We start from the raw sequence: 12,346 nt of genomic DNA on the forward strand, positions 1-12,346 counted from the left end.
GTAGGAGCCATGGACGGGGACACGCTCTACTCGATCGGCGACCTGGCCCGGCGCACCGGGCTGACGGTCAAGACCATCCGGTTCTACTCCGATCAGGGGATCGTGCCCCCCACCGGCCGCAGCCCGGCCGGCTACCGCCTGTACGACCTCGCCGCCGCCGCCCGCCTGGACCTCGTCCGCACGCTGCGCGACCTCGGCCTGGACCTGCCCACGATCCGCCGGGTCGTGGACCGGGAGATCTCGCTCCCCGAGGTCGCCGCGGCGCACGCCGAGGCCCTGCGGGCCCAGATCCGCACGCTGAAGCTGCGGCGCGCGGTGCTGACGGCGGTGGCCAGGCACGGTTCCACCCCTGAGGAGACCAACCTGATGCACGAACTCGCCAAGTTGTCGGAAGAGGAGCGCCAGCGCCTGATCGGCGACTTCCTCGCCGCCGCGTTCGGGGACCTCAACGCCGGCTTCGCCGCGTCGATGACCCCCGAACTGCCGGACGACCCCGAGCCGGAGCAGGTGGAGGCGTGGGTCGAACTGGCCGAGCTCTCCCGCGACCAGGACTTCCGCGCCCGCCTGCGCCGCCTGGCCGACCGCTGGCAGCAGACCGGGCTGCGCCCTGACCCCGCCGCACTGGCCCGCGACCACGCCGTCCCCGCCCTGGCGGCCGGCGTCGACCCGGCCTCCCCCGAGGCAGAGCCGTACGTCACGGCGCTCGTCGACGCCTGCGGAGTCGACGGCCCCTCCCTGCTCGCCCGGCTGGAGGAGGCCAACGACCCCCGCAGGGAACGGTACGTGAGCCTGCTCGCCGTGATCAACGGCTGGCCACCCCCTGACAGCCTCACCCCCGCGCTCGACTGGTTCGCCGCGGCGCTGAGCTCTTCTGCCCAGATCAACCCGGCCCGCTGACGCGGCGCAGAAAGTCCTCCGCGAGCCGGTCGGTGTAGCCGGGCCCGACCGGCTCGTCGGTGACCAGGACGCGGTAGTAGAGGGGCCCCACGAGCCGGTCGGTCTCGGCCGCCACGTCGAGGTCGGCGGGCAGCTCGCCCCGTCGCACCGCCCGTTCGAGCGGCAGCCGGTCGCGGCGGCGCTGCTCGTCGATGTGCCGGGCCCGGAACTCCGCCCCGAAGGCCGGATCGTGCTGGGCCTGGGCGATCAGGGCCTTGAAGACGGCCCCGGTGTCGGTCCCGCTCAGCACATGGGCCAGCCGGGCGAGGTAGGCGGGCAGGTCGAGGGCGAGGCCGCCGAAGTCGGGTGGCGTCAGCTCCTCTGCCATGTCCGTGACGAACGCGTCCATGAGCACCGCGGTCTTGCTGCCCCACCAGCGGTAGACGGTCTGCTTGGCGACCCCGGCCCTGGTCGCGAGGCCCTCCATGGTGAAGCCCGCGAAGCCCTTCTCGGCGAGCAGGTCGTCGGCGGCCTCCAGCACCGCCTGGCGGGCCTCTTCGCTGCGCCCGTGCCGGTTGCCGTGATGACGTCGCATGTCACCAGAATACCCCTAGAGTAGACGCGACGTTGCGTCTACTCTAGGGGTCATGACCTACACCAACACGCTCGCCGACCCGCGAGTGGCACAGGCTCTCACCCGGATGTTCAACGCGGCGGCCCACGACGCCGACCAGGTGGTCGAGGACGGGGCGACGACGGCCCAGGAGCTGGCCGACGCGCTGGCCGCGATCTACATGCCGATCTCCGCCGACGGCGGCAAGCTGCTGTACAACCTGGTCAGGGCCACCCGCCCGGCCACGGTGGTCGAGTTCGGCACCTCGTACGGCATCTCGACCCTCTACCTGGCCGCCGCCGTACGCGACAACGGCGCCGGACGCGTCGTCACCACGGAGATGAGCAAGGACAAGATCACCGCGGCCCGCCGGACGTTCGCGGAGACGGGCCTCGACAACCTGATCACCGTGCTGGAGGGGGACGCCCGCGACACCCTCGCCGGCCTCGCGGACCCGCCGGAGTTCGTCCTGCTGGACGGCTGGAAGAATCTCTGCCTGCCCGTGCTGCGCCTGCTGGAGCCCCGGCTCGCCCCCGGCACGCTCGTCGTCGCCGACGACGTCAACCTGGACAGCCTGCGGCCCTATCTCGACTACGTCCGCGACCCGGCCAACGGATACCAGAGCGTCACCTTCCCCGTGGAGGACGGCATGGAGATCAGCTGCCGGCTCTGAACCCGCTCCACCGGCTGGAGTGGCCAGGTAGGCAGTGGTGACCCACGACCGGATTCGCGCCGGGCAGGTCGGGCGTTGTCGGCGGGGTTGCCTACCATACGCGCATGACCACGCACGGATTCACGCTCACCGCAGAAGGCCCGTTCGACTTCGCCGACTCGCTGCGCTTCGTCGAGGACTGGCCCGCCACCAGCGCGCTGCCCTCCGACGGCCGGGCGCTGCGCTTCGCCTACTGCGCGGAGTCCGACTGGCGGCCGATCGGCGTGAGCGTGACGGCCGCGCCGGGCGGGGTCGCCGTCACCACGACGCGGGCCGCCGGGCCCGGGATCCGGGGCGAGGTGGCGCGCATCCTCTCGCTCGACGTGGACGGAGCCGGGTTCGCCGAGGTGGGTGCGGCCGACCCGGTGCTCGGCGACCTGCAGCGGGCGCGGCCGGGGCTGCGGCCGGTGTGCTTCTGGAGCCCGTGGGAGGCGGCGTGCTGGGCGGTGATCGTGCAACGCTCGTCGATGCTCATCGCCTCCCGGATCAAGCAGCGCATCGCGGAACGCCACGGCGCGCAGGTCGTCGTGGACGGGCGGCCCTACCCGGCCTTCCCGCCGCCCGTCTCGCTCGTGGACGCGGGCGGCCTCGGACTTCCCGTCCAGAAGGAGGAGTGGCTGCGCGGGCTGGCCAGGGCGGCGCTCGATGGCGTGCTCACCACCGAGCATCTGCGCTCGCTCGCCCCGGAGGAGGCCCTGGCCGAGCTGCGCGGCCTGCCCGGTGTGGGGCCGTTCTCGGCGGGCCTGATCCTGATCAGGGGCGCGGGCGTGCCGGACGCGTTCCCGGGTGACGAACCGCGGCTCTTCGGGATCCTGCGCGAGGCCTACGGGCTGCCGGAGGACACCGCCCCGTCCGCCTACCGGAGGCTGGCCGAGACCTGGCGGCCCTACCGCTCCTGGGCCTCCTTCCTCTTCCGGGCGACCGCCTACTGAGTGTCTCCGTCCGGCAGGTCGTGCTCGGCGAACAGGTCGATCAGGAGGCGGACGGGCATGCCGGCCTCCGTCGGATAACGAAAGTGCTGCTCGAGGTTGAGGCTGTAGTGATTGCGCCGCCCGACCCGGTCGCGAGTGAGGTAGCCGGCCTGGTAGAGGTCGCGCACGATGCCCTGGACGGCCCGCTCGGTGATGCCGATGCCGACGGCGATGTCGCGCAGCCGGATGCCCGGATCCTTCGCGATCTCCACGAGCACTCGCGCGTGATGGGTGAGGAACGTCCAACTGGAGTGGTCAGCGGTCACAGCCTGGGCCTCTTCATTATCTGAAGATCCTATGACGAAATGTCTTTCCGGTATCTATCGACGGGCTTATAGTATGCCGCAACGGCAGGCGTCGCCGCGGTTACCGTTCGTCACCATCGGCCGCTCACCCTCGGGAGTGCCCGTGCACCTCACCTGTCGCCACCTGTCAGGGGCCACGATCATCACCATCACGGGGCAGGTGGACACCACCACATCCGGCGTGCTGGAGGACTACATCGACCGGCAGCGACGGAACCTGAACGACCATCTGATCATGGACATGAGTCAGCTGACCTTCCTGGACAGCTCGGGCCTGGCGGTCCTGCTCGCCGCCGCCACGCTCGCCCGGGCACACGGCGTCAGCGTCCATCTGGCCGCGCTGCAGTCGATGCCGGCCCGGCTGCTGGAGATCACCGGCGCCGGGCGGGCGGTGACGCTGCACGACCATGTGGAGCAGGCCATCGCGGCCGTGCAGAAGAGCGCCTGACCGGCAGGGTCACGCCGGCGACGGGGTCACGCCGGTAGACAGGGTCACGCCGGTCGGCGGTGCACCCCCACGAGATGGCCGTTGCGGCGGATCCGGGCCTCATCGTACGGGCACAGCGTGCGGGTCACGTACGACTCGGCGATGCTGTCGGCCTCGCCCAGGTCCACGCCCCAGCCGATCGTGTGCCAGCGCGCCTCCCCGTCGCCGCCGGTGGTGTCCAGGACGGCGATCTCGTACAGCTCAGCGGCGGCGGGAGGGGTGCACCGGAGGCGGGCGGGCACTTCTCCCTCGGCGGAGTGAATCTTCCGGCTGCCGGTCCTCCGCTGGTCCATGTGGCTCTCCCTCCGGTCACGCAAATCTGGTCCGGAGATGCATGCCCCGATCTACGACGAGTCAGTCATTCCGCAGGCAGCGCCGCCCTTGGGCGTGATCATTACCGAAAGCGGAGCGTTCGGCGGGAGCGGCCAGAGGCCCGGCAGGGAAGCCCTCGATGGGGCACATTCTCGGACCGGCGCGAAGGAGCGCACGCACATGACCTTCGATCCACTGCGGGAGCGGGGCATCCCGCTGGACGGGCAACTGCGTAATTGGCGGGAGCTGAACGTCACGCCGATCGATCCCGACCATGCCGATCCGTACACGCGGTGCCGGGTCATCGCGATGAACGGGATCGAGGTGGAGGCGATCCAGTTCAGCCACCGGCTCGCCCGCCACTGCCCCGACCTGGAGGTCAGGCAGCAGTTGGCGCGGGTGCGCTACATCGAGGCGCAGCAGCAGAAAGTGGTCGGCTGGCTGCTGCCCGGGGTGTCGTCGGTGCTGGAGATGACGATCGCCTACGAGCAGGTGGCGGTGGACCTGACGGCGTGGGTCGCCAGGATGGAGCCGGACGCGTACCTGAAGCAGGCCTACCAGTTCGGGGTGCTGGAGGACTTCGACCATCTCTACCGGTACGCCAACCTGTACGAGATGATCGAGCGCCGCAAGGCCGAGAAGATCGTCGACGGGCTCACCGAGGTCATGCCGGGACGGCCGGCGCACCTGCACCACCGTGACCCGATGGACAACGTGCGCGAGCCGTACAACAGGGAGAACACCGCGCCGGTCAGCAAACTGCACGCTCTGACGATCATGTCGGCCGAGCAGCAGACGATGAACTTCTACATGAACGTCGGCCCCATGTACATGGAGCCGATCGCGCGGCAGCTCTACCAGGAGATCGGCCTCATCGAGGAGGAGCACGTCACCCACTACGAGTCCCTGGTGGACCCGGGTGAGAGCTGGTGGGAGAGGTTGCTCAACCACGAGTACAACGAGTGCTACCTGTACCACTCGTTCATGGAGACCGAGTCCGACCCCAAGGTGAGGGCCATCTGGGAGTTGCATCTCAACATGGAGCTGGAGCACCTGCGGCTGGCCGCCGAGTTGTTCAAGAAGCACGACGGACGTGACCCGGAGCAGGTGTGCGCCCCCGAACTGCCCGCGCCCGTCACTTTCGAGCCGAACAAGGCCTACCTGCGCGAGCTGCTCGCCACCCAGATCGACTACACCACCCTGGGCACCGGTTACGTGCGGGCGGCCCACGAACGGTTCGAGAGGATGCGGGAGGCGATCATGGGTGGCGAGAAGGCGCCGTCCGAGCGGGTCATCGAGGACAACCGGGAGCGGTCCGGCCACGAGTATCGGCTGCAGACCGAGGGTGAGCACCCCGTGGGCAGCCTGGCGGACCACCGCTGAGTCATGGGCGGGCATACTTTCGCCGTTGTGGCCGCCCCCGGGGCCGTGCCCGGCACTAAGAACAGGCCGGTGACATCACTGCGTTCGCGGTGGGCGCTGCTCCTGGTGGCGCTCTGCTACGGCATCGTGCAACTGATCGCGGTCTCTCCCGGGATGGGGCTGGGGTGGGACGAGGTCGTGTACGTCAGCCAGGTCGATCCGCGGGTTCCCGCGGCCGAGTTCATCGCGCCCAGGGCCCGGGGGATTACGCTGCTCGTCGCGCCGGTGGTGCTGGTCACCTCCTCCACCGAGGCGCTGCGGGTCTACCTGTGCGTGTTGTCCGCCCTGGGGCTGTACGTGTCGTTCGGCACCTGGCTGCGGATACGTCCCGGCGCGACGGCGCCCCTCGCGGCCCTGCTGTTCGCCTCCACGTGGCTGGCGGTCTTCTACGGGAACGAGGCCATGCCGAACTTGTGGGTGGCCTTCGGCGCGGTGGCCGCCGTGGGCTGCTTCCTGCGCTGCGCGCGGCCGGACAGCGGGCGGGGTGCGGCGGTCGGGCTGGCGGTGAGCGTGGCCGCCGTGGCCCTGCTCCGGCCGCCCGACAGCATCTGGCTCGTCCTGCCGCTCGCGCTGGCGCTGGCCAGGCCCGCATGGCGGCTGATCAGACCCGGACCACCGCTGGACGGGAACGGGGACAAGGTCAGGGACGGGGTCGGGGACGGTCGGCGGTGGGTCCGGGCCGGGGTGGCGCTCGTGGCGGGGCTGGTGGTGGGCTGGGCCGACTGGATCGTGGAGGCGTACGTGCGGTTCGGCGGGTTCGCCGCGCGCTGGCAGGCCGCCGGCGCGGCGAACGAGACCGGTCTGCACGTCACGCTCCTCGACCACATCCGCGCGCTCAACGGCCCGCTGCTCTGCCGCCCTCCCGCGCACTGCGGGCCCGTCGTCTGGCCCTGGTTGGTGTGGTGGCTGGCGATCCCCGTCCTCGTCCTGCTCGGCCTGTACGCCGCCGCCCGCCGTGACCGCCTGCCCGAGTGCGCGCTGCCGGCGATCTGCGGCCTGACGCTGGCCGTCCCGTACGTCTTCCTGGTCGGCTACGCGGCCCCCCGCTTCCTGCTGCCCGCGTACGCGCTGCTGGTCTTCCCCATCGCGCACGCCCTTTTGTCGCTGAAAGGACGCCCGGCCGCCGGGCTCGCAGCGGCGGGCGTGCTCGCCCAGTTCGTCCTGCAGGGGCTCACCCTGGAGAAGATCGTCTCCCACCGGCTGTCCATGCGGGGGTCCGACGTCGAGGTCGCCGAAGCCCTGCGCGCCCTGAACGTCCGCCCGCCCTGCCTGGTGTACGGCGAGCACGCGGTGATGATCGCCTACCGGATGGGCTGCGACGGCTACCCGGTCCTGCGCTGGCCGGCGCAGGCCCCGGCCCCGGTCCTCAGCTCGGGGAAGAACGTGGTCGCCGTCGCCGAGGGCCGTACGGTCCCGGCGCCGCTCCGGACGTGGGGAAGGGGGCGGCTGACGGGCAACTGGTACGCCTACCAGCCCCGATGACCTCAATCCTCCAGAACCGGCAGGCGCAGCACGAAACGCGCACCGGTGTCGGAGTCCTCGATGGACAGCGTCCCGAGGTGGGCCGTGGCGATCTCGCGGGCGATGGGCAGGCCGAGCCCGGTGCCACCGGCGTCCCTGCTGCGTGAGGCGTCCAGCCGGGTGAAGCGCTCGAAGACGATCTCCCGCTGGTCGGGCGCTATGCCCGCGCCGTCGTCCAGCACCTCCGCCACGACCTCGCCGTCCAGCCGCCGCAAGGTCACGATGATCTTCGACTCGGCGTGCCGTTCCGCGTTGTCCAGCAGGTTCGTCAGCAGGCGGGCCAGTTGCAGCCGGTCGCCCGTGACGACCACGCCCGTCTGCAGGGTGGTGACGACCTGCTTGGAGCGCGGCCTGGCGGTCTCGGCGGCGACGAGCTCGCTCAGGTCCAGGGGCTCGCGGCGGTCGGGGGCGCCCGCGTCCATCTTGGTCAGCGTGAGCAGGTCCGCCACGATGGCCTGGAGCCGGTCCAGGCTGTCCAGCACCTCGTTGCCCGTCTCCTGCCAGTCGGCGTCCTCGGGGTACAGCAGGGCGTCCTCGACCTGTGCGCGCGCGGCGGTGATCGGGCTGCGCAGGTCGTGCGAGGCGTCGGCGGCGAACCTGCGCTGCCGCTCCATCGCCACCTGCTGCTGGTGCAGCGCCGACTCCAGCCGCCCGAGCATCTGGTTCCCGGTCTCGGCCAGGGCCTTGATCTCGTCGTCGTTCTCCGGCACGGGGATGCTCATCCCGCCGCCGCCCGCGCTGATCTCGGCCAGCTTCCTGGTGATGCGGCTGACCGGCGCGAGCGTCTTGGCCACCACGCGTGACACCCCGAACCAGGTCAGGGCGACCAGCCCCCCGGTCAGACAGACCTGGAACAGGATGAACTGCGGGCTGACGTACCAGGGGACCGCGGGGGCGAAGGCGTAGATGATCCAGTCGCCTTCCGGCTGGTACGCGACCACGGCCACCACGATCTTGCACGTGCGGGGAAAGGCGGGCAGGTCGCAGAACTCGCGGAAGTCGTTGGCCTGGTCGCTGTGGGGGATGGCCGACGTCTGACGCGGCTGGCCGGCCAGGTTGGGCGTCCAGGCGACCGGGCGGCCGCTCGGGTCGATCACCTGGATGGCGTCGAGCCCCTCGTACCTCAGGTCCCGGGACAGGTTGCCGTGCTTGATCATGAGCAGTACGTGGACGGCTCTGCCCTGCACCTCGTGTGCCCGGATGTCGGCCACTTCGTTGCGGATGCCGTACATCACGAACACGCTGACGACGATGTTCAGCAGCACCATCGCGATACTGGCGAACAGCGCCAGCCTCGTCCGCAGCGACCGGCCCAACCGTGTGCTCACGCCACTCCCCCGAGGACCAGAAGATCACAGTGATCCCCTTCGCCGCTAACCTCGGGAGATTCCTCGACAAATCCGGTCCGTCCGCCGCGCTACTCGACGACCAGGGTGACCGGGATGTTGCCGCGGGTGGCGTTGGAGTACGGGCAGACCTGGTGGGTGGCCTCGACGAGTTCGCGGGCCGCCTCCGGCGCGATGCCGTCGGGCAGTTCGACGCGGAGTGTCGCCTCAAGCTGGAAGCCGCCCTTGCCGTTGGGTGACAGGCCGACCTCGGCGGTGACCGCGGCGTCCGAGACATCGAGCCCCTGTTGCCCGGCCACCAGCCGCATCGCCGAGGCGAAGCAGGCGGCGTAGCCGGCGGCGAAGAGCTGCTCCGGGTTGGTGCCCTCGCCGTCGCCGCCCAGCTCCTTCTGCAGGGCCAGCTTGACGTCGAGGCGACCGTCGGAGGAGACCGCGCGGGCGTCGCGTCCGGCGGAGGTGGCGATGGCGGTGTAGATGCTCATGTCGTGCCCTTTCACGAGTAGACAGACAGGTCTGTCTGGCAATGTCTCGATAATAGACAGGTCTGTCTGCTAACGTCAACAGGGTGAGCGCAGAAACGTCGGAAGGCCGCCGGAGCCCGGCACGCGACCGCGTGCTCGAGACCGCGGGGCGCCTGTTCTACGCGGAAGGGATCCACTCGGTCGGGATCGACCGGATCATCGCGGAGGCGGGCGTCGCGAAGGCGACCTTCTACCATCACTTCCCGAGCAAGGACGACCTGGTCCGCGCCTACGTGAGCGCGCAGAGTTCGATGCAGCGCGCCATGGTGGCCGGGATGCGCGACGGGTCCCCGTACGAGCGGTTGCGAGCCATCTTCGCGTTCATGTGCGAGTTCGGCGCCGGGCCCGGCTACCGCGGCTGTGCCTTCGTCAACACCGCGGCCGAATATCCCGACCCGGCTCATCCGGTGCGTCAGGCCATCGCCGAGCACCGCCGCTGGAACCGCGACCTGTACCGCGACCTGCTGGCCGAGGAGGGCCATCCGGGCGCGGAGCTGACGGCCGACGTGCTCCTGCTGCTGCGGGACGGGCTCGTGGTCGGCTTCGACCTCGACGATCCGGCCACCGTTCGCGCCGCCGTGCGGGAGGCGCTGGACAAGGTGCTGGAGCGGTGAGTCAGAGGCGGTCGAAGAGCCGGTAGAGGCCGACCGGCCGTCAGCGCGGCCACAGTCGGGTCTCCTCATTCTGCCCATCTGTCACGAAACAGGGGCAACTAGGTCATAAGTGCGCCGGGCCGACCGACTGGCCCGGCACCAGGGTGCACGGGATGAGGACGTGCGGCGACGCGGGGACCCCTTCGAGCTGGTCGACCAGCGCGTCCGCGGCCAGACGCCCCAGCTCGGGGGCCGGCGCCGCCATGACGGTCAGGGCCGGCTCGATCATCTCACCGAACTCGTGCGTGGTCGCCGCCGAGATGATCGACAACTCCTCCGGCACGGTACGGCCGAGCGCCCGCACCCCCTTGGCCAGCCCCGCCGAGGCGCCCTCGTTCACCAGGATCACGGCCGTCGCCTCGGGGAAGTCGGTGTGGAGCGTGCTCGCGGCCTCCCGCCCGCCGGCCGAGGTGCCCTCCACCGTGATGACGGCGGGCCGCCCGCCAAGGGGCGCGATGGCGCCGAGGTAGGCGGACTCGACCCGCATGATGCGGCCGGGCTCGTTCCCCGGAGACGCCTTCGTCCGCTGCGTGACCAGCGCGATGTTCCGGTGGCTGTAGGAGCGCAGATGCTCGACGGCCTGGTGGATCGTGGTGGCGAAGTCGATGTCGACGTAGGGCAGGTCGTCGTTCTCGGTCCGCCCGATCAGCACGAACGGCACCCCGGAGGACAGCAGCCGTTCGACCCGCGAGTCGCGGATCTGCACCTCCATGAGCAGCACGCCGTCCACAAGGCCCCCGGCGAGCAGGTGCGACATCTGCTCGTCGTCGTTCACCGGCCACAACACCAGGTCGTAACCGCGCTCGCGAGCGCCGTGCGCGGCACCCATGACGAACTGGATCACCGTGGCGTTCGGCCGGGACTCCAGATCCGGGTGCAGCAGCGCGAGGATGCGCGTGCGCGAACTGGCCAGGGCGCGGGCGACGACGTTGCGCCGGTAGTTGAGCTCCTCGATGGCCGCCTCGATGCGGGCCCGGGTCGCGGGGGCGACGCGTTTGGTGCCGTTGAGCACGAAGGAGACCGTGGCGATCGAGACGTTCGCCCGCTCGGCGACGTCGCGCATCGTGACCATGGATGCCGCCTCCCAACTCGTGCGGGCACGCGAAGCACTGCGACTATATATCCCTGGCGACTTGAGTAAAACGCTTAACTTGTTGTTGACATCACAGACAGAACGGCGCAACATACTGCACAAGCGAGCGCCGGTTAAGCGCTTTGATTGATCAGTGACCGGCCATACCACGCGTGGCCCCATAAAACACCCCCCATCCTCCTCATCGGGAGCGCAGCCGCATGCCCTCCCTCCCCCGACTGCTTTCCACAAAGCCCCCCGTCCACCACAGGTGGTGCACATGGAGACAACACGGAAGCGCTCCGGAAAGGCGCCCAGAGCGGCTGTCGCGGCGGCGGCCCTGTTCCCCCTCACCCTGACGGCGTGCGGCGGCACGGCCTCTTCCGACACGGAATCCCCGAACACGCTGACCATCCAGGACTACTACGACGAGGTCCGCGATCCGATCTACCATTCGTGCGCGAAGAGCGTCGGCGTGGACATCGAGATCAGCCACCTCCCCGGCCGCGGCCTGATCCCCAAAGTGCTCCAGCAGAGCTCCTCCCGCACCCTGCCCGACGTGCTGATGCTCGACAATCCCGACGTGCAGCAGATCGCCGAGTCCGGCGCGCTCTCCCCGCTGAGCGACTACGGCATGCACGGCGAGGGCATGGTGCCCGGCGTGGTGAAGGCGGGCACCTACGCCGGCACGTTGTACGGTCTCGCCCCGTCCGTGAACACCCTCAGCATCTTCTACAACAAGGACCTGTTCTCGGCCGCGGGAATCACGACACCGCCCAGAACCTGGGAAGAATTCCGCGCCACCGCGAGGAAACTGACCACGCCGGACCACTACGGCTTCGCGATGAGCACCATCAACACCTACGAGGGCTCATGGCAGTTCCTGCCGTTCATGTGGGGCAACGGCGGCACGGAGCAGGACATCACGACGCCGGGCACCGAACAGGCGTTGCGGTTCCTGGTCGATCTGCAGAATGACGGGTCGATCTCCAGGAGCTCCATCATCTGGAGCCAGGACGACGTCAACGACCAGTTCGTGGCGGGCAAGGCCGCGATGGTGGTCAACGGCCCGTGGCAGATCCCCGCGCTGCAGGAGCAGAAGAACGTGCGATGGGGGTCGTTCACCGTTCCCACGCGGCTGGCCTCGCAGCCCACGGTCGCCCCGCTCGGCGGTGAGCTCTTCACCGTGCCGCGCACCGGGAACACGGCCAAGATGGCCAAGGCCGGGCAGTTCGTGAAGTGCCTCGTCTCGCCGGAGCACCAGCTCGAAACGGCGAAGATCACGCAGACCGTGCCCACGAATCCGGACGTCGCCGAGGAGGCGGCGAAGGCCAACCCGGCGATGGCCACGTTCGTCACGACCGTGAAGACGGCGCGCTCGCGCACGGCGATTCTCGGGCCCGACTGGCCCAAAGCGGCGACGAAGATCTACAACGCCGTACAGATCGCCCTGACCGGCAAGGCGACTCCCGCGCAGGCACTGCGGCAGGCGCAGGGCGAGTAGCCACTCGAAAAGACCCCTACCCAAATTCCTT

General features: G+C 69.9%; 14 protein-coding genes. 8 read left to right on the forward strand and 6 right to left on the reverse strand.

Annotated elements, in window-relative coordinates; all coding sequences use genetic code 11:
• Positions 1 to 9: 9 nt before the first annotated feature.
• Complete coding sequence (locus ACFPZ3_RS18280) at positions 10 to 897, forward strand: MerR family transcriptional regulator (RefSeq protein ID WP_379515328.1); 888 nt, start codon at positions 10 to 12, stop codon at positions 895 to 897.
• Here the strand turns inward: ACFPZ3_RS18280 and ACFPZ3_RS18285 are convergent.
• Positions 881 to 1,471, reverse strand: coding sequence for a TetR/AcrR family transcriptional regulator (locus ACFPZ3_RS18285; RefSeq protein ID WP_379515329.1), 591 nt, complete (start codon positions 1,469 to 1,471; stop codon positions 881 to 883). The genes ACFPZ3_RS18280 and ACFPZ3_RS18285 overlap by 17 nt on opposite strands.
• A gap of 52 nt (positions 1,472 to 1,523) precedes the next feature.
• Between ACFPZ3_RS18285 and ACFPZ3_RS18290 the strand changes: the two genes are divergently transcribed.
• Complete coding sequence (locus ACFPZ3_RS18290) at positions 1,524 to 2,162, forward strand: O-methyltransferase (RefSeq protein WP_379515330.1); 639 nt, start codon at positions 1,524 to 1,526, stop codon at positions 2,160 to 2,162.
• Positions 2,163 to 2,266: 104 nt separating this feature from the next.
• Positions 2,267 to 3,133, forward strand: coding sequence for a DNA-3-methyladenine glycosylase family protein (locus tag ACFPZ3_RS18295; protein WP_379515331.1), 867 nt, complete (start codon positions 2,267 to 2,269; stop codon positions 3,131 to 3,133).
• On the opposite strand, the gene ACFPZ3_RS18300 is transcribed toward ACFPZ3_RS18295, so the two are convergent.
• A complete protein-coding gene (locus ACFPZ3_RS18300; protein WP_379515332.1) occupies positions 3,127 to 3,438 on the reverse strand; it encodes a helix-turn-helix transcriptional regulator in 312 nt (103 codons plus the stop codon). The genes ACFPZ3_RS18295 and ACFPZ3_RS18300 overlap by 7 nt on opposite strands.
• 142 nt (positions 3,439 to 3,580) lie before the next feature.
• Here ACFPZ3_RS18300 and ACFPZ3_RS18305 point away from each other — a divergent pair, with 142 nt between their 5' ends.
• Positions 3,581 to 3,925: an STAS domain-containing protein gene (locus ACFPZ3_RS18305; protein ID WP_379515333.1), complete on the forward strand. Its 345-nt coding sequence runs from the start codon at positions 3,581 to 3,583 to the stop codon at positions 3,923 to 3,925.
• A gap of 44 nt (positions 3,926 to 3,969) precedes the next feature.
• Here the strand turns inward: ACFPZ3_RS18305 and ACFPZ3_RS18310 are convergent, their stop codons facing one another.
• Entirely contained in the window at positions 3,970 to 4,257 is a 288-nt protein-coding gene (locus ACFPZ3_RS18310) for a hypothetical protein (RefSeq protein ID WP_379515334.1), read from the reverse strand.
• A gap of 199 nt (positions 4,258 to 4,456) precedes the next feature.
• Here ACFPZ3_RS18310 and ACFPZ3_RS18315 point away from each other — a divergent pair, with 199 nt between their 5' ends.
• Positions 4,457 to 5,659, forward strand: coding sequence for a hypothetical protein (locus tag ACFPZ3_RS18315; protein WP_379515335.1), 1,203 nt, complete (start codon positions 4,457 to 4,459; stop codon positions 5,657 to 5,659).
• A gap of 69 nt (positions 5,660 to 5,728) precedes the next feature.
• Positions 5,729 to 7,180: a hypothetical protein gene (locus tag ACFPZ3_RS18320; RefSeq protein WP_379515336.1), complete on the forward strand. Its 1,452-nt coding sequence runs from the start codon at positions 5,729 to 5,731 to the stop codon at positions 7,178 to 7,180.
• Positions 7,181 to 7,182: 2 nt separating this feature from the next.
• Here ACFPZ3_RS18320 and ACFPZ3_RS18325 read toward each other — a convergent pair whose 3' ends face one another.
• Positions 7,183 to 8,547 carry a sensor histidine kinase gene (locus ACFPZ3_RS18325; RefSeq protein WP_379515337.1) on the reverse strand — a complete coding sequence of 455 codons (1,365 nt, stop codon included), beginning with the start codon at positions 8,545 to 8,547 and terminating at the stop codon, positions 7,183 to 7,185.
• An 89-nt stretch (positions 8,548 to 8,636) separates the two neighbouring features.
• Entirely contained in the window at positions 8,637 to 9,047 is a 411-nt protein-coding gene (locus ACFPZ3_RS18330) for an organic hydroperoxide resistance protein (protein WP_379515338.1), read from the reverse strand.
• Between the two features lie 83 nt (positions 9,048 to 9,130).
• Between ACFPZ3_RS18330 and ACFPZ3_RS18335 the strand changes: the two genes are divergently transcribed.
• Complete coding sequence (locus tag ACFPZ3_RS18335) at positions 9,131 to 9,700, forward strand: TetR/AcrR family transcriptional regulator (RefSeq protein ID WP_379515339.1); 570 nt, start codon at positions 9,131 to 9,133, stop codon at positions 9,698 to 9,700.
• 103 nt (positions 9,701 to 9,803) lie between these two features.
• On the opposite strand, the gene ACFPZ3_RS18340 is transcribed toward ACFPZ3_RS18335, so the two are convergent.
• A complete protein-coding gene (locus tag ACFPZ3_RS18340; RefSeq protein WP_379515340.1) occupies positions 9,804 to 10,811 on the reverse strand; it encodes a LacI family DNA-binding transcriptional regulator in 1,008 nt (335 codons plus the stop codon).
• 280 nt (positions 10,812 to 11,091) lie between these two features.
• Between ACFPZ3_RS18340 and ACFPZ3_RS18345 the strand changes: the two genes are divergently transcribed.
• Positions 11,092 to 12,315, forward strand: coding sequence for a sugar ABC transporter substrate-binding protein (locus ACFPZ3_RS18345; protein WP_379515341.1), 1,224 nt, complete (start codon positions 11,092 to 11,094; stop codon positions 12,313 to 12,315).
• Positions 12,316 to 12,346 lie beyond the last annotated feature (31 nt).

The sequence above is a fragment of the Nonomuraea insulae genome (genome assembly GCF_042656245.1).